Here is a 24686-nt window from a genome sequence, read left to right as displayed (position 1 = left end):
AAAAAGCCACCTCAATATAATTCCTTAAAGAAATGTATTTTATTTATATAGTTATTTAAATTATCCAAATAGCAGTGACATCTCTTATTTTCATACGGTTACGTATTTATTAGAAAACATGATGAATTTAGCAAGGCAGGTACACGCCAGCACCATGGAATATATCATTGGTGGAAACTCTGTGGGAAAAAATGATGACAAGCAATTAACCTATTCCATTAAAGAATAAGAAAATGAATTCCATAACTCAATATTACTTACAGCAAAGAAAATAAAGCCGCCCATAGAATAATTGGGCAGCTAATATTATAAATATTTATTAATTACTATAATCCCCGGTGAGCAAAATCCCTCAACCGGAACCCCATCAAAGCCAATGCAGCAAAATAACTACCGGCGCCCGCAATGACAACGCCCATTAACCGTAGCAGGCGCAATGCCATATTGCCCTGCTCCCAAGCTGGCATCACCCACAACATTGCCAGTAACACCCCGACCATTACCGCAATTGCCACAACCAATTTCAGAAGGAATACGCCCCATCCGGCCAATGGCTTAAAGATCTCACGCTTACGTAATTGCCAATAAAGCATACTGGCATTGAAACAGGCAGCCAAGCCGATAGAAAGTGCCAAACCCGCATGTTGCAATGGGCCAATAAAAACAAGATTCATTAATTGAGTTAAAATCAACGTCGCAATCGCAATCTTAACGGGCGTTTTAATATCCTGACGAGCATAAAAACCCGGAGCGAGGATTTTAACCACAATTAATCCCATTAAACCAAAGCAGTAAGCGATCAACGCCCTTTGCGTCATTTCTGCATCAAAAGTAGAAAAATTACCGTATTGAAAAAGTGACACTGTCAATGGTTTCGCCAAAATCCCTAACGCGACCGCACAAGGCAAAGCCAACAAAAAGCAAAGGCGCAATCCCCAATCCATTAATTGCCTGTATCCCTCGTGATTTCCACTGGAAAAACTTTTTGCCAGTGAAGGCAGCAGGATTGTACCTAATGCCACCCCCAATACCCCCGAAGGCAACTCCATTAAACGATCAGCATAATACATCCATGATACGGAGCCAGAGACCAAAAACGAGGCGAAGATAGTATTAATGATCAATGAAATCTGACTGACTGAAACCCCAAAAATAGCAGGCCCCATCTGGCGCATAACCCGCCACACACCACTGTCACGGAAAGAAACCCGCGGCAACACCAGCATACCTATTTTTTTCAGGTGAGGAAGCTGATAAGCCAATTGCAAGATACCGCCGGCAATTACAGCCCAACCCAGTGCCATCACAGGAGGATTACAATAAGGTGCCACAAACAGCGAAAAGACGATCATGCTGATATTAAGCAATGTAGGGGCAAAGGCGGGTACAGAAAAGCGATTCCACGTGTTGAGCACCGCTCCCGCCAAGGAAGCCAAAGATATTAAAAAAATGTAGGGGAACGTAATTCTGAGCAGATTACTCGTTAAGGCAAACTTATCCGGTGCATTTGTAAAACCCGGCGCTGTCACATAGATAACCCAAGGCGCAGCAATCACACCGAGCACCGTGACTACCGCCAAAACCAGCGTCAGCATCCCTGATACATACGCAATAAAGGTACGTGTCGCTTCATCTCCCTGCTGATTTTTATATTCAGCAAGGATAGGAACAAATGCTTGTGAAAAAGCGCCCTCAGCAAAAATACGGCGCAGTAAATTAGGTAGTTTGAAGGCAACGAAAAAGGCATCCGTTGTCATGCCAGCACCAAATATACGAGCAATGATGGCATCACGAATAAAGCCCAGAACGCGGGAGAACATCGTCATTGAGCTAACCGCTGCCAGTGATTTCAGTAAATTCATGGTATTTTCTAAAATTGATTTTTATGAAATGAATATAAGAGATATAAAAGCATTAAGCCAAAAAATCAAGATAATGTTATTGCATATCAAAGAGTTCCATTCATTCCAAAGTTGAAAAGAATTGTGAACAATCTACATACAACCAAATGATTTTACAAGATATTATTTTTTTTGATAACCGGATATGACTCATTATCACCGATTTAAAAATAAACTTTATATTTATTTCAATAAGTAATATCAAAAGATTTCATTCTGACAAAAACGCTGCTAACCCGTTTTAAAAGTATTACCCTCGACATAACACTTAAGATTTTATCACCAATCCTCTTTTTTCTTAAATTCAACTTATAATTAATAAGTTATACTTTTTTATCTTAAAATAAGCTTGAATAAACATATTTCAATCATTTTTAGTAACAAACAAATTTTTGTCTTTTGAAAAAACCTTGTTTAATAATTACATACCTATCTGGGTTAATTAAATTCAGTTGAATGATAAAAGTAAACTTATATATTCCCTAAACGAAATAACTTTCACAGATTGCAAATAGTAAACATTATGCTTAACTCAATATCAGAGAAACTATCCTTATACATTACTCTTTTTGTATGTTCCTTGCCTGCCAAGGAATATGCGGTAGCTTTAAACAAAAGCAAGGACATATTATGGAGAGACAATTTGTCGCACATACCTCATTATCTGAAGAATCTTTACTTTTCAAGTCATTGAAAGGAATAGAAAGATTATCAGAAGCCTATGAGTTTGAGGTTGAATTATTGAGTAAGAAGAGGTTATCAAATCCGATATCTCTGCATAATACAGTATTAACGGTAGAAATAAAAAATAATTCATTACCAACAAGATACTTAAGTGGCTATATAGAAAAAATATCCTATGCACCATTCTATAAATATGATGACAGGCTTTATTTATATACCGCAAAAGTCAGGCCTAAATTATGGGAATTGAACCAAAGATTTGGTTACAGCATTTGGCAAGATAAAACTGTACCCGATATTATCTCCGAGGTATTGAGTAAAGCGGGTATTCTCTTTGAGAAGCAACTCGTTGAAAAATATCGTACTTGGGAATATTGCGTCAAACATAATGAAACTGACTTCGATTTTATCCATCGTCTGATGGAGCATGAAGGGATTTATTATTATTTCAAACATGAGATGGGAAACCATACCATGATTTTGGTTGACGCCCCTCAATCACATGAGTCAATGCCTGGATATAAAAAGATTAAATATATCAGCTCTGGTCATTCGATGAATGAAAAACTCACAGAATATATCTATAACTGGAGTGTCTCTAGTATCACCATACCAAATACTTACAGTCTTGATGACTACGATTTCCGTAAACCACGGGCCAAGTTATATACTGCTGTCCAAACTCCGACCAGTTCTGTTGATAACACAGAGATATTCATTTGGCCCGGACGCTATATAGAAAATGAGCAAGGACAATTTTATGCCCGGGTTCGTCAACAAGCTTCCGAAGCAAAAAGTGAGTTGATTGATGGAAAAGGCAATGTATTGGGAATGGCTCCGGGGCATATTTTCACGCTATCACTACCCCATGACATCAAAGGTGATGATCACGGTGACTATTTAATTATAGGCACACAATACGCGCTTTATGAAAAACCTTACCTAAACAACCCTATTGAAGAGTTGATTAAAGATACCGCTGACAATTTTTTTGATACAAATACCAATAAAAACACCATTCAATTTGATGCAATTCCGGCTAACACCCATTGGAAACCTCTGGCAATAACACCGTGGCCAAAAGTAAATGGCCTTGAAACCGCCATTGTCACCGGCCCGAAAGATAAGCAAATATGGACCGATAAATACGGTCGTATCAAAGTGAAATTCCGTTGGGATAAAGACGATAAAAAAGATGATACCCGCTCTTGCTGGGTACGTGTTGCAGCTCACTGGGCTGGTTGGCGTTATGGCAGTATTAGTGTTCCCCGCGTTGGTGAAGAAGTTGTTATTAGTTTCGTCAATGGTGACCCCGATAAACCTTTAGTCATCGGCAGCACTTACAACAATGAAAATATGCCACCTTGGGAACTGCCCAAACATGAAACCCGAGTTGGTATTATGTCAAACACGAAGGGAGGTAAGCACGAACAGGCAAATTACCTCTTTTTTGATGATGAGCCAGATAAAGAATTATTTGATTTGCACGCAGAACGTGACATGAATATTTCGGTGGAAAAAGATAAAAAAGTCACTATTGATGGCAGCCGTACCACTGAAATAAAAAAAGAACAGAAAGACACCGTAACAGGCAATGCTAGTTTTACTTATAAAGCAAACCATGAAACAACTATTAAAGGTAAAGATACATTAACAATCAAAGATGGTCAGCAAGAGACCATTAAAAATGGCCGAAAAACAGAGATCAACGGAGGAGATACTTACAAGCTTACTGGGAATCTAAACGCAAAAATTAACGGCAATTGGGTACAGAACATTACAGGTGTGACGATGATCTCAAGCCCTAATACCATTACGATAAAAAGTGATACCGATGTGGTAATAAATTGCCCGAAATCTATTTTTTCAGCTAACATTCTCGCTATGTCCGCATTAGCCGCCAGCATAAACATTGTGGGAAAATCAACCTCCACCTGTCTTTCGAATACAAATGTGACTGGTATGAATCTATCATCAACTACATTTGATATCAGTGACATGATAATGTCCCACAGTCAAACAGGCGTAGAGATTGCAAAGTCGGCCCTGGAATTGAACGACTCAGATGTTTCAATTGAAAGCTCAAACACCCATATTTCAAACAGCAGCTTACACATCATCAACTAATAACGATACCAATTAATAAATACTAATAAGGTTGCCATGAAAATCATCAAACCGCTGCGTCTGAGTGTACTTTATCGGCCTTATCGTTGGTTGCAAAAAAATCACCTTGGGATCTCCATTATGGCACTCGCAGATATGGGACCAACGCCATGCTTGCGTCCGGAGGCGGAACTTTGGCAACTGGCAGAAAATGAATTGAAAAACTGCAATGGTATTATCGACTTGGCTATGCCTAAATCTTGTGCTGAATTTTTGGCTACAGGATATGCCTACACCCACCACCAGACCGATAAAACCGCCTGCGCTGCCCGTATCCAAATTGATCAACTGGATAAAACATTAGCCGCTTTTGGTGATCGTTATTGGATTGATGATTCCCCCTCAAAACCCCAGCCTTTTGAACAGATGAGGTTGGATTGGAGCCGGGCTTTTGGCGGGAAAGATTATGAAGAAAACCCACATGGCATCGGCTTTAATCCAGAGGAAACGGAAAATGGGATAAAAATTCATCGGCTGCCCAATATTGAAGCTCTGCATAATCGCTTGATGTCACAACAGCGATTAGCATCGCAACAGGAAACACCGACCCCGGCAAGTTTTTGTCCCTTGGATTTTATATGGCCACGCCGTTTTACCCGTATTGGGAAAAAATACGATAAGGAGTGGCTGGACAATGAATTTCCCGGCTTTTCCAATGATATCGACTGGCGATTATTTAATGCTGCCCCCGAAGACCAATGGTGGGAAGAAAATACCACACTGCCAGAACAAGCTGCGTGGCGCATTTGGAATATGCATCCGGAAAAACCTGTTCAGGAAGGTATTTTGCCATCATGGAACGCACGTTGCTTTATCAAACGATTGCGTCTTGATGAGGAGATCTTTGAAGAAGTTGTCATGCGCAAGACAACCGTATGGTTTTTCCCTCATTTGGAACAAATGATTTTAATCTGGCATGGAAGCGCGCAAATTAATGAAGACGATGCCAGAGATGTTTTGCAAATGATATCGGCAATGGAATCGCATGATCATCCCCGTCCGGAGAGCCATTATCTGCGAGTTCTTGAGCAACGCATGGATAAAGAAAAAGGCGCTCTATATACATTTCGGGAAAAAGATCTCATTCCTGAAGAAATTATTGGTTCGTGGTTAGATACAGAACCACTCAAAAATGACACGCCTTCTCCATTGGAGCAAAATTTACGAAATCGTGAAAAACGCCTGCGTGAACAACAACAAGAGCGACTGGCTGAATATGGTCAAGATATCAATGCATTGATCCCCGTTGAAACTGAACAAATCACTTATCCCAAACTAAGCGAACTACCAGAGTTCATAGAAAAAATTGAGCAGGATGTCGCCAAAAAACGTGCTGAGGCTGAGTTAAAACAAGCAGAGGCGCTTGCCAAAGCTAAAGAACAAGACATTGATGTTGAAAAATTAACGGCAGGCTCTCAGCATAGAGGGCCAGAAAATTTGCATAAAATGCGGGACATACTACACCAGCAGCAACAGCAAATGGGGCTGAGTGATCAAGAGCTGGCGCAACTGGAACAATCAATACACACAATGTACTTGTCTTCAGTACAACAACAAGCCCCTGCCCTACGCTTAACCGGCAGCCTGTCACAAATCATCCGACAGCGAGTACAAAAAATCATGCTGCAAGGAGGTGATTTCACTGGCATGGATTTTACCGGCGCTGATTTTTCAGGCCTGGATCTGCGGGGAGCCAACTTTACTCGCGCTTTATTGGAAAGCGCCTGTTTCAATCATTGCCAACTGGATGAAGCAAATTTCAATGCAGCCATGCTGGCCAGAACTGAAATTTGTAATGCTTCACTACGTGGAGCCAAATTAGATCATGCCAGTCTGGCACTGGCTAAATGTGAGCAAAGCGACTTTTCTATTGCAAGTTTCAAAGAAACACAGCTACAAGAAACCCGGTTTGATCGTTGCTGCTTTGACCATGTCATATTTACAGACTTATTCCTGCAAAAAATATTTATTACACATTGCGATTTCCAATATTCACAATGGCAAGGCTGTACGTTCATGGGTCTTGAATTACCTGCACTTAAATTCAATCACGCAAATCTGAATAAAATTTCATTTATTCAATGCAAACTAAAACAAGCGATTTTTGATCATGCAGAACTAGAAAGTTGTTCATGGGTAGAAACGGAAGCAAATGGAATCCGATTTCATTCAGCCAACATGCTGACCTGCGCATTTTCCATGAACAGTGAGCTTAATCAAGCCGATTTCAGCCATGCTACCTTAACAGAATGCAACTTGCGCCAAATGCCGCTGGTTAAAGCTAAATTTTATGCCACGACACTGAATAACAGTGATCTCAGTGAAGCCAACTGTCAGTCGGCTGATATGCAGTACCTGAATGCAGTACAAAGCACATTTACCAGAACGGATTTCCGGGGTGCCTTATTGAATAACGCCAACCTGATGAGCGCATTTATGCAGAAATGCAGTTTCAACAACACAGAATTGCAGGAAGCCAATCTATTCCGTGCTGATATGTCCCAATCAATTATCAGCGATTCAACCTCAATTACGAATGCTTACATTAAACGCACCAAAACCTTGCCTAAACGGAATAAGGATGTGATATGAGTTTACTGACAGCCGATGAGTTAGTAGGCAAAATCAAACAGGGTGAGATTATTGAAAAAATCAATTTACAAAATATATCCCTGACCGGGCGTGATTTATCCGGGGGAATTTTTAGAGAAGTCGATTTTTCAGGTGCTGATTTTTCTCATGCTTTAATAAAAGAATCCGTTTTTACCGATTGCCATGCAGAAAGAGCGATTTTCGACTCGGTCATACTTGAGCAAAATGTTTTTGAAAAGTGCAATCTGGGGCGAGTAGTTTTCAACAAAAGCACATTGATAAACAACGTATTCAATCAATCTGTTTTAAAAAAAACACAATTTAAGGCGACAAAACAGAACGATACGCAGTTTTCATCCTGTTCACTCGAATATGCCGATTTCAGCCACAGTCATTTTGATCGAATCACCTTTATTGGCTCATCTATGGATCAAACAAAATTTAGTCATGGTCATTTTTTCTTGGTCACTTTTTTTCGTCAGGATTTACGGACAAGTGACTTCTCTGCCAGTGAATTTACCAGAACTGTTTTTTTTGAGTGTGACCTGCGTAATCAAAATTTCCATAAACAGATACTTAAAGCGTGTCAATTCACGAATAGCCAACTTGATTCCGTAAATTTCAATCACGCCATACTGACTAATTGCAATTTTAAAGGTGCTATTTTAAAAAATGCTTTACTATCAAATGCCAATGCAACTCAGACATTATTTATTGAAGCAGATTTAACCCGGGCCTGTTGCAAAAACAGCCTGTTTGAACAAGCCCTTTTCATCAGTGCACACCTTGAATCTGCTGACTTCCGGCATAGTAATCTCGCGTTAGCAGTAATGCACAAAGTGCACGCAGAGAATGCGCAATTCATAGGCTGTGATATGCCTTACACTGATTTTTCCTATGCAAACGTCAACCACAGTGATTTTCGCACTGCTCACTTCATGAGAACACTTTTTCATCGAACTCAACAAGTTGGAACATTGTTCTCTGACCGCCAAGGCATCTTGGAAAATGATCCTGAACTGTTCGCCGCTGAAGAGTGGAGTATGCAACATAACAAAACTTAATCAGGAGAATCAAAATGACGAAAACTGCTTATGCACTTTCCACATTCCCCCTTACCACTGAACCATTGCAGCAAATGACCGGTTTGATCACTAATGTTCTTCAGGACGGCAGCTTTATGGCGGAAAGCAAGTACAACCGTGGATGGTCCTGTCGACAAGCTGCCAGTTGCCTGCTGACACCCAGCATGGGAGATACGGTATTAATTACAAAAATCAATAACCAACTCTGGATATTAGCCATATTAGAACGAGCAGAACAACAGCAGATAGCTGAAATCAATGTCCCCGGCGATCTTTCAATCTCCTCTCAGGGAAATTTAAGTATGAACAGCAATGGATTGAAGATCACCGCTAATAATGGAAACTGTCATATCAGTGAAATGCAATACAGCGGAGAGTCACTGTCAGCATGGATCTCAATTACCCGCTTAGTTGGCAATCAGTTTGAATCTCTCTGGAAAACGGTAACACAACTAAGCAACCGCCTATTTCGTCATACAACACAAACGGAGCAGGTTCGTGCCGGTCAGCTGGATATGAAAGCTGAAAGCTATGCCCGATTACATGCTCAACAAACTGTCGTGACGGCAAAAGCCATCACCAAAATCGATGCAGAACAAATTCATATTGGCTAAGGGGAAAACGATGTTTGCTAACTCTCAAGGTGGTGGAATGGATCTGGCCACTCCCGATATTTGCCTGACGCCGATGTTTACAACTGTACCGGTGCCTTATCCCAATATTGCACAAGGCACGACCGGTGTAAGCAATGCGCTCAACATCTTATTTATGGGCTGTCCGGCGCATAATCTGGCAACAACCATACCCATGACAACAGGAGATAATGCCGGTGTCAGCGGTGGCATAGCTTCCGGCACTGTAATGGGCCCCTCCCATCATGTCATGGGGGCCAACTCTGTCTTGCTCAAAGGTACGCCAGCTACTCGGTTATCAAGTTCGACCATGCAGAATTCGACTAACTCCATGGGTTGCCGCATTGTACCCAGCCAAACAAAGGTTCTTATTCTCTCCGCCTAATCTTTGTGATCTTTTACTTTATTAACAGTGCATCATGTCTAATTTAAAAGATGATTTAAATTCAATCAGGCTATGGTGGAAAGGAACTTCCCTATACAAAGCTCTGTTAACCACAATTCCGGCGGCTCTAGCCTTAACGATTATAGTTTTGAAGATCATAGCCTTGGCGATCATAGCTATGACAGCCGTAACGGGCTGTTCATCAAAGGAAAAACCACCTCCCTATAAATTAATCTTCGATACTGAACCTAACGTGAATGATTCAGCGCCGATGAAGGTAGATGTTTTTTTACTAAAATCAAATGAAGAGTTTATGTCTGCCGATTTTTTTTCCCTGCAAGACAAAGCCAAGGGGACATTAGGCGATAAATTGGTCAATTCAGACCTGTTGTTTATACGTCCTTCCCAACCCACCCATTGTCTGCTGGAAAAAAATTTACCGGAAGCCAACTATATCGGACTCATCGCGGAGTATAAAAATTTAAGCGGTAAGAAATGGCGTATTTCATTTCCCGTTCCCGTACCTGAAAAACCCTCTTTTTACGAGTTCTGGCGTTCTCCTTCTAACGAGCTACATGTGTGCATAAAGGTCACTAACAATGGCTTAAGTCTCATTAAAGAATGCAACTTAAGTTGTACGGCTGGAGCTAAAGAAACCAATGAATAGATCAGAAAAAGTTATCTGGACAGAAGGTATGTTTTTACGCCCCCACCACTTTCAGCAGGCAGAAAACTATTTGGAAGCCTATATTCGTGATTGGGGAATAACACAAGCTCCCTACTATTGGGGTTTTTTGACTCTCGAATTGGATCAAGAATTCCTCAATCAAGGTAAAGTAAAACTTTCCTCAGCCAGTGGTATTTTTCCTGACGGAACCCCTTTTAATTTTGATGCCCCCAATGCTCCCATACCCTTTAAGCTTGGTGAAAATCAGTCAGATAACCATGTTGTTTTGGCTTTGCCAACTTTCCGCAGAGGGAAAGAAGAGGTGATTTTCAGTGAAAAAAGTGACTCTTTAGCGCGCTTTGTCAGCTTCGAAGTTGAAGTCAATGACTTCAATGCCATGTCAGTCGGCAACGCGGCAATACAGTTCGGTAAAATGCGTTTGCGTCTGATGCTGGAGTCTGATTTAACTCCTGAATGGACGTCGTTGAGCATCGTGCATGTCATGAATAAAACGAGTGACAAGAAACTCCACCTTAACTCGCTATTTATTCCTTCGCTGCTCAACTGCCATGCAAATCCACAAATCGCGGGCTTTATCAACGATATACAGGATCTGCTAGAGCAGCGCCGCCAACAAATCAGCCAGCGTCTGTTACAGTTGGGGCGATACAATGATTCTGAGATTATGGATTTTCTCTTGCTGTCACTGTTGAATCGCTATAGCGGTCAAGTGAACCATATGCGGAATCTATCATTACTGCATCCAGAACGGCTATTCAGTGAATGGTTACAGTTTGCAACTGAATTGGCGACATTCTCCCAAAGCCGTGTACCAGAAGAGAACTTACCTATTTATGATCATGACAATTTAACGCAGTGCTTCAATCAACTCATGTTTCGGCTGCGTCAAGGATTATCCATCATTCTGGAAGAACATGCGATTCAGTTGCCGTTAACGGAATACTCTCATGGTTTAAACATCGCGACATTACCCAACGCCAATATGGTTCATATGTTCAGCTTTGTTCTGGCCGTCCATGCTGACGTTGCGAATGAGATGCTGACGAGTAACTTCCCAGCCCAAATGAAGATTGCCCCTGTTGGGCGCATACGTGAATTGGTTCAATTGCAATTACCGGGTATTCCTCTGCGGACGATGCCATCTGTACCCAGACAAATTCCCTGGCATTCAGGTTATACCTATTTCGAATTAGAAAAAGAGGGTGATTTGTGGAAGCAGATGGAAAAATCCAGCGGCTTTGCATTGCATCTGGCCGGTGAGTTCCCTGGTCTGAATATAGAGTTTTGGGCAGTCCGCAATCAGGAAAAACCGAGGTAATGAAGCCGATGATGCAGGAAAAGCAGAAAACTGAACATGGAATGCTTTCCGATGAAACCAATCATAATCCGTTGGTTTCTGCCGCCAATCCGCTGTTAAACACCATTCCTCAGATCCGGCATTCTGTTGTTCACCCTGATCCGGCAAATTTGCGTCAGCAACTCATCAACGAAATCCGGCGTTTTGAAGTGGAATGTCAACATGCCAAAATATCCTATGAAGTGATCATTGGTGCACGCTACTGTTTATGTACAGCATTGGATGAAGCCGCTGCGCTCACTCCCTGGGGGATTCGCAGCGTGTGGTCCGGCAGTGGTTTGCTTGTCACTTTTCACAATGAAACTTGGGGAGGAGAAAAATTTTTCCAGCTATTAGCCAAATTATCGCAAACCCCCAGAGATAACTTATTTCTATTAGAACTCATTAACTTCTGTCTCCAGCTTGGATTTGAGGGACGTTATCGTGTCATGGATAATGGCCGAAGCCAATTGGATACTGTGAAACAACGTTTGTTTCAGTTAATCCGTTCAATAAAAGGTAATTATCCTGTTGAATTGTCAAGAAAAGCACAGCCCATCACCGTACCGAATAAATCTTGGCGTTTTTCATTGCCGTTATGGATCTCGACAGTAATATTAATTTTTTTAGTCTGTATTCTGTATATAAGTTTGGATTGGCGGTTGAGTGACAAAATCAATCCCGTTTTAGCAAAAATTTACCAGATTAATTTGCCCAATATGGCAGTCAGTGACCAAGTGTCGCCATCCATGCACCCTCACCTGAATTTGCAAAGTATACTACGGGATGAAGTGGCTGAGGGATTATTGAGTGTCATTGACAAACCTGACAGAAGCGTGATCACATTAAAAGGAGACGGTTTATTTAAAACGGGTTCTATACAGATCAAAAATAGTTATTTGGATGTCATCAGGCGTATTGCTGAGGCCATGAATAATTTTAACGGAAAAATTCTGGTTGTCGGATATACCGATAATGTTCCCATTAACACCCGTTATTCACGTTTTGTATCTAATTATTCTTTATCGTTGTCCAGAGCGAGATCTGTACAAAAAGAGCTTCAACGTTATCTGAACCAACCTGAAAGAATCAAAATAGAAGGAAAAGGTGCCAATGCTCCTTTAGTTCCAAATAATACTGCCAGTAATCGAGCCAAAAACAGACGAGTCGAAATAACACTGTTAGTTTCTTCTGTAAATCACACGATGCAAGGAAACTAAAACATGCTGAATGTATTCTTTTCTATCATCACTAGTCGATTAACATGGAGTTTTCTTGGAATAACAGCCATTTCTCTCATTATCTGGTTTATTGGTCCCATTATTTCCATTGGTGATGCGGTTCCTTTTGCATCAATTTCAACACGAGTCATTACCATTATTTCTTTCTTCTTTGTTTGGTTACTCTATCAGGTGATACCACGGCTGTATCATTCATGGATCAATCAAAAGCTGGTCAAGCAATTGAATATCAGTCAGGATGAGAATGAAGAAAATAAGCAGAAAGAAATATATATTACATTGGCAGAGCGGTTTTCGGATGCTGCAAAGTTATTAAAAAAAGCCTATTTTGCTGGTTTGTATAATAAAAATAAACCGAGTTGGATAAACTTTTTCAATCGCCAATATATATATCAATTACCGTGGTATCTGGTTATCGGCGCACCCAACTCAGGTAAAACAACCGCACTGGCAAACTCTGGTCTGCATTTTCCATTGTCGGATTATCTTGGTAAATCCGCTTTGTACAGTATGCAAGGCATGGATAGCTGTAACTGGTGGTTTACCAATAAAGCCGTTTTGCTCGATACCGCAGGTCGCTATACCGCACAGGACAGCTTCCCCCAGCAAGATGCCGATGAATGGCAAAATTTTATCCGGCTGTTGAAAAAGTACCGTACCCGCCAGCCGCTCAATGGCGTCATTATTACTATCAGTGTGGAAGATTTACTGAATCCGTCAACTGAAAAACGGGATCAACAAGCTTATATTCTGCGCAGGCGTCTTTCAGAGTTACATGAACAGCTCAAAATACAGCTCCCTATTTATGTCATGATTACCAAAACTGATTTATTAAAAGGGTTTAGTGCTTACTTCAGCCATTTTGACAAAAAATCCCGTGAGCAAATTTGGGGATTTAACTTTCCGTGGGACAAGTGGGATAAAAAAATTGATTTTGATCTCTATGAAATCTTTGTGCAGCAATATAGTCAATTACAACAACGGTTAGATGCTGAATTACCCACTATTCTCTTAAACGGACACAATTCACGGCAATGTGCCGAAAGTTATCTATTTCCACAAGAATTTGCGACTTTGCACCCACTGATTGCACAATATCTTGAAATCGTATTTGCAAAGTCAGGATTTGAAATACCTTACTATCCACGAGGGCTATATTTCACCAGCGGAACACAAGAAGGGATACCATTCGACAATGTCATGGAAAAATTAAATCATAGCTTTCAGTTACCAACAGATAATAATAACAATGCTATGTCATGGGGAAATGATAAAGGAATTATTCATTCTAACTTAACCCACGAAACGTATTTTCTGAAAAATTTACTGGAAAATATCTTTCAAGAAGCAGGAATTGCAGGTTGTAACCGCTGGTGGGTATATCGCAAACGCTTTTGGGGTGGATTAGGATATATTATTTCGATTGCAATACTGGCATTAGTGACCAATTTACTTTTAGTCAGTTATGAAAATAACAAAAATTATCTACTGAAAGTACAAGAAAAAATTCCGGCTATTGTAGAACTTGGGGATAAATTAAATAAGAATTCAAATGATATTTACTCTTTATTACCTATTTTAAACAATTTGATCAATTTAGATGAAAACCAGAGTTTGACCCATTTAGATAAAAGCCCATTTTTTTCTTTTGATCCTCCTTTATCCTATAGGATGGGATTGTATTCTGGCGAACAAGTCAGTAGTGCCAGCCAATCTCTGTACAAAAAAGCGTTACAAACATTATTGTTGCCTCAGGTAGCAGCAATCATTACTGACCAATTGCGTAATGATAACAATGATGACGCAGAAAAAACCTACAATACGCTAAAAGCTTATCAGATGTTATATCAGCCTAAATATTATGATGGTAAGTTTCTGCATGATTGGGTCATGCAATATTTGAAAACCCACTTAAAAGCAGACATAACTCAAGAGCAGTTGCAGCAAATTGAGGTGCATATCGGCCAATTGCTGGATAACCAATTTGTCACCTCTCCCTTTATTCGTGATGACTCTCTAATCGAAAAAAAACGAGCATTAATTAGCAGAATTCCGCCAGCACAACGTGCTTACAATTATTTGAAACACAAATTAACTCATGATCCCGATTTAGCACCCGTAAGTTTGGATACACTTGCGGGTCCCCAAGCTGAGTTGGTTTTCTCGCGCATCAGCGGAGCACCAATCACGGACGGTATACCGGGAATGTTCACTCCGGCCGGTTATCAGAAAGGTATCGAAAAAAATATCAATACTTTTCTGACAACTTTGTACTCACAAAATAACTGGGTACTTGGTATTAATACGAGGGAACAAACTGATGAGGAAATTAAATCCCTCGTTAAGCAGTTTTATATTAACGACTACATATATCAATGGGTTAATTTTCTGGCGGATATTCGTTTGAATCATATTGATAGTTTAAAGCAGCGGATCAACATAGCACGTTTGCTGTCTTCTTTTGACTCACCTATGCGCAATCTTCTCATTAATCTCAGTAAAAATGTCACACTGAATGAAAATAGTAATAATGACAAAAAACTCAGCAATCTTGTGAAGAGCCAATCGGACAAATTAACAAATTTATCTCCCAAACCCATCCCGAAGCAGCTTACCAAACAACTCACTAAACAAATATTGCCAAATAATAATCAACCGACTCCAGAACAGGAAATAGAAGAATTTTTTTCACAATTTATTGAACTGGCAAAAAAAGAAAATCAAAAAAACCAAAATATTCCCTTTGATAAGACATTAAAAGAAATTGGTGAATTATATCAGTATCTAATCTCAGTCGAGCATGCAACCAATATCGGTATGCCCATGCCCCCCAATAAAATTATCACGCAGTTACAAGCAACAGCAGGACTTCTGCCCATGCCTTTCAGGAACATGGTTTCCTCACTTGTGATTGGAGCCAGTAGCGATACTCAACTCAGTGACATGAAAAATGTCGATAAGCATTTCAGTGCAGAAATCGGTGTTTTTTGCAATCAAGCGATTGCCAATCGCTATCCGTTGATGCCGAAATCACAGCGCGATATCAAGCCTGATGATATGGCACTGATGTTCGCCCCTAAAACAGGTTTAATGGACAGTTTTTTCCAGAAAAATTTAGAGGGTAAAGTAGATACGACTCTACCTACATGGCAATTTATGCCCGGAGTGAATGGCAAGCCCTTGCCGGGTGGAAAAACGTTACTCAAACCTTTCCAACAAGCCCAAATTATCCGCGATGCGTTATTTACCAGCGGAACCCCAACGCCATTATTTCGCGTCATGGTTCGCCCAATCAGCATGGATAACAATATATTGAGCATGACACTGGATGTAGATGGACAGAAATTAGAATACAGTCACGGCCCGCAACTTTCACAACTCATCAGTTGGCCAGGCCCTGCTAAAACTAATCAGGTTCGCATTCAATTGAATTTAAGTGATGGTACAACTACGAATTTATCAACTTCGGGTTTTTGGGCATTGAACCGCCTATTGAATCACGCAAAGCATACTTGGGGTGATAAAGCTCATGTTGACGATATGAGCCTACGGGCAATATTTAATATCAGTGGTCATAATGTCTCGCTGGAGTTTACCCCAAGCAGCATTTTCAGCCCGTTTAAGCTCCCCACTTTTTTCTGCCCAAGCCCAATGCTGCTTAAAGCAGCATGATAAATATCCCCACTGTGAACTGAATATAAGCTGAAAATACTATGAATATTGATGCCTTACTCTCTCCAATCAGTGCGGAATCTCCCTGCGGGGGAAACCTCGAATACGATGATGAATTTCTGGCATTAGAGCAAATGTTGATCGAGAAACCAGAGCAACAATTTGGTGATGTCCTCATCCCTGCTGAACCACCCAACTGGGTAGAGGTGGAAAAACAAGCCGTTCACCTATTATCCCGTTCCAAAGATCTGCGTGTCATCATCGCCCTTATGCAGGCATGGCTAAATATGCGGGGATTATGTGGATACGCCGATGGCCTGAGTTTACTTCGCCAGATTCTGGAGCGTTATTGGGAAGATGTGTGGCCTAAACTGGAATTTAATGGCGAATATGATCATTTACTTCGTCTGAATACGCTGGCAGCCATTGAAGATGGTGCTCCGTGTACAATAAAAGCCCAGCACGCGATTGTATTAAAAAGTGCTTCGACGGAATTATCATTGCTCGATGCGTGTTTACTGCTCAATGGTACAGTCACAGAAATTAAAGGTTATACCGGAGGGCGCACCAGATTAGTTGTTGAATTAAAAAAACTCTCTAATAGCTCTGAGATCCAGGCAATAATAACCATTCGTGGGCAGCTTACTGCTCTGATTGGAATTATCAGCCATCATTTATCCAACAATCACGTACCTGAATTACCACAGTTTTTAAAACTGTTGGATACCATAATTAAATTTTATCCCGCACATAAACCAGAAATAGATATTCCAGAAAATTCTGACGGCACAGGCACACTTGAATCCACACCGTTTATAAAGCAGAAAACCGCACCAGAACAAACGACTTCAATAACAACAACCCTTGAAACTTCTGAAGAAGAGATATTTTCCCATTGGCACGCAGTCGAAGCCAGTAACCGTGATGATGCCCGCATTTTATTGGAAAAAGCCAAAATTTATTTTCTTAAACATGAGCCAAGCCATCCGGCACCGATGATGATTGATCGCATCCTACGACTGATTGATAGTGATTTTATTAAAATCATCTATGACCTTGTTCCAGAAGGATTAAATCAGATCGAGAGTATTTTCGGTCGCCCCAATAACTCTGACATGGATTAATTTTTGTCAGAGAACCTCTTATACCCAATAGCTTTTTAGTTGCAACCCTGTGGCTTAAAGATAAAAGGGTATCAACTTAGTTATCTAGCCAGTAATGGAGAATTTGTTATGAAATCCAGTGGACAAAAGTTTATAGCACGGAATCGCTCTCCTCGCGTACAGATTGAATACGATGTCGAGCTTTACGGCTCAGAGAAGGCTGTTCAATTACCATTTGTCATGGGGGTCATCGCTGATTTGGCAGGAAAACCTGTAGAAGCCTTACCTGACGTCAATGATCGCAAATTTCTGGAAATTGACATTGACAACTTTGATGAGCGTATGAGTTCAATCAAGCCCCGGGCAGCCTTTCAGGTCGAAAATACGCTAACTGGTGATGGTAAGCTGAATATCGATTTAACATTCGAAACCATGGAAGATTTTCAACCTGATGCCATAGCCAAAAAAGTCGAGCCATTAGCCCAATTGCTGGACGCTCGTATCCAACTGGCAAATCTGCTTTCTTATATGGACGGTAAAAACGGCGCGGAACAACTGATTGCCGAGATATTGCAAAACCCCGCCCTGCTGAAATCCTTGGCGGAAGCTCCAAATCCTGAAAATAACGCTTCAGAAGAAGGTACTGAAGATAAGGAGTAATTGATGAGCTCAACTGAACAAGAAACTCAAATTCAACAATCGCAGGTAGCAAAAGAGTATACCCCTGATGAACTAAGCACATTGCTGGATAAAGAATTTCGCCCGCAAAGTGATCATACCCGCAGTGCAGTGGAAAATGCAGTAAAAACACTGGCACAGCAGGCGTTAGAGAATACCGTTACTATCTCTGGTGATACCTATCGCACTATCCAATCATTGATTGCTGAAATTGATATCAAGATATCGCAACAGATGAATCATATTTTGCACCATAAAGAATTCCAGACATTGGAAGGAGCTTGGCGTGGTTTGCACTATCTGGTTAACAATACAGAAACCGATGAAATGCTGAAAATCAGTGTGATGTGTCTTTCCAAAAAGGAATTGAGCAACACACTAAAACGCTTCAAAGGTGTTAGTTGGGATCAAAGCCCGATTTTCAAAAAGATCTATGAAGCGGAATATGGTCAGTTTGGTGGTGAGCCGTTTGGCTGCTTGGTGGGAGATTACTATTTTGACCACACTGCACCGGATGTTGAACTTCTGCGCCAAATATCGCAGATCAGTGCGGCAGCGCATTGCCCGTTTATTTCAGGCGCATCACCCAGTGTTATGCAAATGGAATCCTGGCAGGAATTAGCCAATCCACGGGATCTGACAAAAATTTTCCAAAACACGGAATATGCGCCCTGGCGCAGTTTACGTGAATCAGAAGACGTACGTTACATCGGATTGGCACTACCGCGTTTCCTCTCCCGCCTACCCTACGGCGCTCTCACTAATCCCGTTGATAATTTCAATTTTGAGGAAAATACGGAAGGCCCGACTCACAACAACTACACTTGGGCGAATGCCGCTTATGCTATGGCGGTCAATGTTAATCGCTCTTTTAAGTTGTATGGCTGGTGTACTTCTATCCGCGGTGTAGAATCCGGTGGGATTGTAGAAAACTTACCTTGCTACACTTTCCCCTCTGATGATGGCGGAGTGGATATGAAGTGTCCCACGGAGATAGCCATTAGCGATCGCCGTGAGGCAGAATTGGCAAAAAATGGTTTCATTCCGTTATTGCATCGCAAAAACACAGACATGGCCGCCTTTATTGGTGCCCAATCTCTGCAAAAACCAGCGGAATATTATGATCCTGATGCTACTGCTAATGCTAACCTTGCTGCTCGTTTGCCCTACTTATTTGCCTGTTGCCGTTTTGCCCATTACCTGAAATGTATCGTGCGCGACAAAATTGGTACTTTTCAAGAGCGTTCTGATATGGAACGTTGGCTTAATGATTGGATTGTCAATTATGTTGATGGCGATCCAGTCAACTCATCACAGGGAACCAAAGCGAGGAAACCACTAGCAGCAGCAGAAGTTCAGGTGGAAGACGTAGAAGGCAACCCCGGATACTATCAGGCTAAGTTTTTCCTGCGCCCGCACTATCAACTGGAAGGCCTGACTGTTTCTCTACGTTTAGTTTCAAAATTACCTTCATTAAAAGGAGCCTAATGCTAATTTATCAAGAATAAGTTATTAAGAAAGAAATTAAGAAATTTTTTTTATGTATTAAAGAGCATGTACTTATGCAAAACCTCCCTCCCTATCTTTAGATTTCAATCCGCATAATATCTTCAACCATAATTCCAATATGTATTTATTGGTTTATTTTAATTTACTCAACTTTAATAAGGCGAAAATTATGTCTACTTCTGGTATTGATGCATATATTAATTTTACTGACGTTAAAGGCGAATCAGGTGATAGCTCATATAAAGACTGGACAGCAGTTAGATCGTTTTCACTTGAAGTCCTTAACCGTGTCAATCAGGACGCTCAAGGCTCTGGATTAGGTGCAGGTATAGTGTCAGTGTCTGGCCTGTCTTTGGATATTCTGTTTGACAAATCTGCTATTACCTTACGCCAGTATCTCGTCAAAGGGACACACATTAAGGAAGTGACACTTAATGTACGTCGACAAGGGGGTAAACAAGAACTTTGGTATACATTAGCTTTGACAAATGCCTTAGTCGCCAGATCCAGCTTGGCATACGGAGATGGTGGGTTTTATGCTGCCATTTTTATTGCCTTTCAAAAATATAAAGAAAGCTATTTCTCACAAGAGTATGGCTCAGGTTCTAAAGGAGCTGAGGTCAGCTATGAGTGGGATTCTTATACTAACCAAGGCGGTTAAACACACATAAATCGCATCAGAACCTTCCTGTGGGTATCCACAGGAAGGTTATTTCCTCAACAATAGGATCCATAACAATAGGCATTCATGATTATGAGATTCACCATTGTTAAAAATTCGGGTTCAAACCAACCACCACAACTGAGTTATGACTTTTCTGCCCCAGGGGGCACGATCGGCCGCAGTACGGAAAATAATTGGTATTTACCCGATGAAAATCTGGACATTGCCAGATTGCAGGTCATTGTGTCCATTTCTGTTGATGGAGAATGTCGGATCAATAATCAAGGCTCAGCTTCTGAGGTATTGCTGAACTTGATACCTCTGGCTCCCGATCGCCAGATTGAAGTCCGCAATGGTGATATGTTGAATATTGGCAATTATCAGATCCAACTTATTGATACCAATAAGAGTTCATCACGACAGGCAGCGACTCAAGTTGCCAATGCTGAACATCCAGTGAATCCTAATCAAACAAGAGTTCCTAACGAAGTTTGGGACGATCTCGAACAGATTCTCACATCTGATACCTCGTTTCCCCCTAATTCACACCAAACGATACAGAGCCAGATTAAGCAGGAGTTGAACGACAATAATCCTCTGATAAAAGGCCAACTCCACGATAAAGAACGAAATCCGATTGACCCACTGGCGCAAATTGAAGCTACAACCGACCTTGATGCCCTACAATTACGGGCGACAGATCCCATTAGTATGTTCAAATCGGATACCACTTTCCAACAGGAAAATATACTGAATGATCATACACCAACCACATTATTGACGCGTAATGAGCAATATCATGATCAAAATGATAAGAAACAGGAAATTGATCCACTAAAGCTGTTTTCTGATAAGCACATTAAACCAGCTCAACATGCCAAAAATGATGATCTCTTGAACCAGATGTTGGATAACGCTGTACCACTGAACCCAGTGAATGACGTGACTATTTCTCAATCTGAATCTCAATTTCCATTTGTTTCTAAACCGTCTAAACCAGCCGAGTCATTTGAACTCTTTGAGCCATTCGAACCATCGGAAACAGCTTCTGCGCCCACAGATAAATCAGTTCATAACAAGACACAAACATTTACTCAGGTATTTTCCTTACCTCCGCAAGAAGAGGCCTTACACAACGATCAAGATAGGTATAAAGATCAATATAGTTATAAAGATCAAGAGAGGCATAAAGATCAAACCGGCAGTGTCAGACTAGAGGGAAAATTACTGACAGCCTTATTGGATGGCATGGGACTAAAAGATATAAACCACCTGCAATTTGATGAACAACATATGCATCAATTAGGCTTATTAATCAGCCAGTTAACTCAGGGCATCATCACCCTCAACGCATCACGTACTCAACTGAAAAACGAAGTAAACGCAAGCATGACGCAAGCCCTGACCGACATCAATAATCCATTTAAACTTTTACCTTCCGGTCAATCTGTTTTGGCACTGATGCTTGGTGACCCTATACCCGGATTTATGCCACTTGAGCTGGCAACCCGTGACATTTTGATCGAGTTGCAGGCACATCAATTGGGTATGATTGCAGGGATACGTGCCATTGCGACAAATATATTACATTTATTCCAACCTACTATTCTTGAACAAAAAGCCCGGGAAAATCATTGGGTACCGCGTTTGTCATTATTATCAACCCAAAAAGCAGCAATGTGGGATTACTTCATCAAGCATTATCAAAGGACAGTGAGTGAGTTTGAACAAGATTCTGTTCTGTTTAGTGAAAACTTCCTGCAAGCCTATGAAACAGAAGTTAACCGATTTAAAAACACCCAAAACTGAACAGCATAATCACCCTCAACTTAACAATACTTTCACACCTTCCCCTCTTTACAATCACAATGGCAAGCAGGTAATCCATGAACGACAATATCACTTTGCTGAATAGCGGTTATCAGAGCCGAAATAATGCTACGCGCATTACTGTCAAAGATAGAATGCTGCCTTCTTTATTGGATAGGCTCACAGATAATGAGCCGGATAAAAAACAAGAAGCAATCAATAACTATATGCTATCGCACAGTACATTACGGCAGAGTGTTCTGAGGGATTTGCAATGGTTGTTCAATAATATCAATGCTGAATCTGAACAAAATCTCATCCGATTTCCAGAAATTCGCCATTCTGTTTATAACTTTGGTTTGCCTCCCTTGTCCGGTAAATGCCTATCTGAAATAGAATGGGGAGATATTCAACATAGAATCATTACAGCGATTTACATATTCGAACCGCGCATCATTCCCGATGAACTTGAAGTGAGTTGTGTTTCCGATACCCATTCATTGACTCTATACAACACGTTATCCATAGAAATAAGGGGATTTTTGTGGTGCGTTCCCCGACCACTGGAATTCCTGTTCCGTAGTGATATCGATCTGGAAAACGGTTATTTCACCATAAAAGAAGCCGGATAAAGTTGAGACAAAGAAGACATAAGAGGGGCTATGGACAATAAACTGCTTGAGTACTATAACCGTGAATTAGTCTATTTACGTGAAATGGGCAAAGAATTTGCCGAACTCTACCCTAAGGTCGCCAATCGCTTAGGAATGCATGGCATTGATGTAGTTGATCCCTATGTTGAACGCCTAATGGAAGGCTTTGCTTTTCTGACTTCCCGCATTCAATTGAAAATGGATGCAGAATTTCCACGCTTTTCTGAACAATTATTGGAGATGCTGTATCCCAATTATTTGTCTCCCACGCCTTCAATGGCAATCGTCGAACTCCAGCCAGATATCAGCAAAGGAGATATCAGCCACGGATTTTTAGTGCCGCGTGGCACAGTCATGCACTGTCAAACATTGAAAAAAGATGGTATCAATTTCCACTATACCACCACCCAAGATGTCACCTTACAGCCGCTGTATCTGAAGAACGTTGAATTTGGCAGAATCCCTGCAAATCTTCCGCTCATGGCATTGAATCTTCATCAATATGGCGCTGTCAGCGCACTACGCATTCGCCTTGGCTGTCAGGGAAAATTCTTCCTCAATGAGCTAGACCTCAAGAAATTGGTATTTTTTCTTTCAGGGCCGGATATTCAATCCCAGCAATTGTTGGAGCTGATTATGGAGCATTCTGTTGGCATCGTATGTCAGACTCTTGGTGATGATCCCCAATATCAGGTCTTGCCCGATACTTTTCCACATCATGAAGGATTTGATGATGACCAGTCATTACTCCCCAATGATCCCCGCAATTTTAGTGGTTACCGACAACTCCAAGAGTATTTTGCTTTTCCTGCGCGCTTTCAATTTTTCAGTATCAGTGGCATGGAATCTTCGCTGAAACAGACAACAGAAAAGAATGAATTTGAATTGATACTGCTTTTAAAGAAAACTGATCCCGATCTGGAACGTCTGGTGGATGTCTCTTACCTGACCTTAAACAGTACACCTGTAATTAATTTGTTCCCTAAAGTCACAGAGCGTATCTCCGTGGAAGAAAGCACCAATGAGTTCCATTTGGTTGTCGATAATACTTGTCCTCTGGATTACGAAATTTTCTCGGTACAACGTCTGCATGGTGCAGATATCAAACGCAAAGAAACACAAATATTCAGACCCTTTTGGTCTACTTTCAGTGATGATAAGGGTAATTACGGTTCTTACTTTTCGGTGCGCCGTGAACCACGCATTTTATCTGAACATGCCCATCGCTACGGAACCCGAACCAGTTATATCGGAACAGAAACTTTTGTCTCCATTGTTGATGAGCAACACTCTCCGTGGCCCCATGAATTAAAATTCCTGACTGCTGATGTCATGTGTACCAACCGTGATTTATCTGCAATGCTGCATCAACAAGATCTCGATAACTTTGCCATGCTAGATTCAATTCCCATCAACCAAATTGTATTTCTCAAAAGACCCACCATTCCACGCTCTGCCTTAAAACAAGGTTCCGCTTCCTGGAAATTAATCAGCCAACTTCAGCTCAATTATTTAAACCTCATGGATAAAGATGACGAACAAGGCACTCAGGCACTGCGACAATTGTTAAGTCTATATGCCAATCTTGCCGAGCCCGCTGTCATTCGCCAGATTAATGGCATCCGCCATTGTTCATTAAAAACGATTTATCGACGAGTTCCTGAACCCGGCCCGATTGTTTTCGCCCGTGGTATCAGCATCAGGCTGGAAGTAAATGAACAAGAATTTGCGGGAGCCAGCCCTTGGTTGTTGGGCAGTGTATTGGAAAGACTTTTCTCACGTCTGGTCACCATGAATTCTTTTACTGAAATGACACTGTATAGCCAGCAACGTGGCAATATCGGTTTTTGGCCTGCCCGTATGGGTAACAAAAAATTGATATAAAAGA

At 41.1% G+C, this 24686-nt stretch carries 17 protein-coding genes; 16 read left to right on the top strand and 1 reads right to left on the bottom strand.

All coding sequences use genetic code 11. The annotated features are described in order from the left end of the window. Positions 1 to 326: 326 nt before the first annotated feature. A complete protein-coding gene (gene murJ / locus PSI14_RS04610; protein WP_273574660.1) occupies positions 327 to 1862 on the bottom strand; it encodes a murein biosynthesis integral membrane protein MurJ in 1536 nt (511 codons plus the stop codon). A 669-nt stretch (positions 1863 to 2531) separates the two neighbouring features. Between murJ and PSI14_RS04605 the strand changes: the two genes are divergently transcribed. From PSI14_RS04605 to tssF, 16 genes are all read left to right on the top strand, one after another. Continuing rightward, positions 2532 to 4712: a type VI secretion system Vgr family protein gene (locus PSI14_RS04605; protein WP_273574659.1), complete on the top strand. Its 2181-nt coding sequence runs from the start codon at positions 2532 to 2534 to the stop codon at positions 4710 to 4712. A gap of 36 nt (positions 4713 to 4748) precedes the next feature. After that, on the top strand, positions 4749 to 7343 hold the full coding sequence (locus PSI14_RS04600; protein WP_273574658.1) for a DUF2169 family type VI secretion system accessory protein: 2595 nt from the start codon (positions 4749 to 4751) through the stop codon (positions 7341 to 7343). Further along, positions 7340 to 8407 (top strand): pentapeptide repeat-containing protein, encoded by a 1068-nt coding sequence (locus PSI14_RS04595; RefSeq protein WP_273574657.1) that lies wholly within the window; start codon positions 7340 to 7342, stop codon positions 8405 to 8407. Before PSI14_RS04600 ends, PSI14_RS04595 begins: the two co-directional genes overlap by 4 nt. A gap of 14 nt (positions 8408 to 8421) precedes the next feature. Continuing rightward, on the top strand, positions 8422 to 9042 hold the full coding sequence (locus tag PSI14_RS04590) for a DUF3540 domain-containing protein (protein ID WP_273574656.1): 621 nt from the start codon (positions 8422 to 8424) through the stop codon (positions 9040 to 9042). Between the two features lie 10 nt (positions 9043 to 9052). Continuing rightward, positions 9053 to 9445, top strand: coding sequence for a DUF4150 domain-containing protein (locus PSI14_RS04585; RefSeq protein ID WP_273574655.1), 393 nt, complete (start codon positions 9053 to 9055; stop codon positions 9443 to 9445). Between the two features lie 34 nt (positions 9446 to 9479). Then, positions 9480 to 10112 (top strand): type VI secretion system lipoprotein TssJ, encoded by a 633-nt coding sequence (gene tssJ / locus PSI14_RS04580; RefSeq protein ID WP_273574654.1) that lies wholly within the window; start codon positions 9480 to 9482, stop codon positions 10110 to 10112. Further along, the gene (gene tssK / locus PSI14_RS04575) at positions 10105 to 11451 is read left to right on the top strand and encodes a type VI secretion system baseplate subunit TssK (RefSeq protein ID WP_273574652.1); all 1347 of its coding nucleotides are present in this window, start codon (positions 10105 to 10107) and stop codon (positions 11449 to 11451) included. Before tssJ ends, tssK begins: the two co-directional genes overlap by 8 nt. A gap of 11 nt (positions 11452 to 11462) precedes the next feature. After that, a complete protein-coding gene (locus tag PSI14_RS04570; protein WP_273574841.1) occupies positions 11463 to 12689 on the top strand; it encodes a DotU family type VI secretion system protein in 1227 nt (408 codons plus the stop codon). A gap of 3 nt (positions 12690 to 12692) precedes the next feature. Then, the gene (tssM, locus tag PSI14_RS04565; protein ID WP_273574651.1) at positions 12693 to 16382 is read left to right on the top strand and encodes a type VI secretion system membrane subunit TssM; all 3690 of its coding nucleotides are present in this window, start codon (positions 12693 to 12695) and stop codon (positions 16380 to 16382) included. A gap of 41 nt (positions 16383 to 16423) precedes the next feature. Next, entirely contained in the window at positions 16424 to 17506 is a 1083-nt protein-coding gene (tssA, locus tag PSI14_RS04560; protein ID WP_273574650.1) for a type VI secretion system protein TssA, read from the top strand. Positions 17507 to 17614: 108 nt separating this feature from the next. Beyond that, positions 17615 to 18145, top strand: a complete 531-nt coding sequence (gene tssB, locus PSI14_RS04555; RefSeq protein ID WP_273574649.1) for a type VI secretion system contractile sheath small subunit — start codon at positions 17615 to 17617, stop codon at positions 18143 to 18145. 3 nt (positions 18146 to 18148) lie between these two features. After that, the gene (gene tssC, locus PSI14_RS04550) at positions 18149 to 19651 is read left to right on the top strand and encodes a type VI secretion system contractile sheath large subunit (protein WP_273574648.1); all 1503 of its coding nucleotides are present in this window, start codon (positions 18149 to 18151) and stop codon (positions 19649 to 19651) included. Positions 19652 to 19841: 190 nt separating this feature from the next. Continuing rightward, positions 19842 to 20333 (top strand): Hcp family type VI secretion system effector, encoded by a 492-nt coding sequence (locus tag PSI14_RS04545; protein ID WP_273574647.1) that lies wholly within the window; start codon positions 19842 to 19844, stop codon positions 20331 to 20333. 93 nt (positions 20334 to 20426) lie between these two features. Further along, the gene (locus PSI14_RS04540) at positions 20427 to 22145 is read left to right on the top strand and encodes a type VI secretion system-associated FHA domain protein (RefSeq protein ID WP_273574646.1); all 1719 of its coding nucleotides are present in this window, start codon (positions 20427 to 20429) and stop codon (positions 22143 to 22145) included. Positions 22146 to 22222: 77 nt separating this feature from the next. Further along, positions 22223 to 22777: a type VI secretion system baseplate subunit TssE gene (gene tssE, locus PSI14_RS04535; protein ID WP_273574645.1), complete on the top strand. Its 555-nt coding sequence runs from the start codon at positions 22223 to 22225 to the stop codon at positions 22775 to 22777. 30 nt (positions 22778 to 22807) lie between these two features. Beyond that, complete coding sequence (gene tssF / locus PSI14_RS04530; protein ID WP_273574643.1) at positions 22808 to 24682, top strand: type VI secretion system baseplate subunit TssF; 1875 nt, start codon at positions 22808 to 22810, stop codon at positions 24680 to 24682. Positions 24683 to 24686: the final 4 nt, after the last annotated feature.

Source organism: Xenorhabdus anantnagensis (genome assembly GCF_028598555.1).
GTDB lineage: Bacteria > Pseudomonadota > Gammaproteobacteria > Enterobacterales > Enterobacteriaceae > Xenorhabdus > Xenorhabdus anantnagensis.
This window is presented reverse-complemented; position numbering and strand designations above follow the sequence as displayed.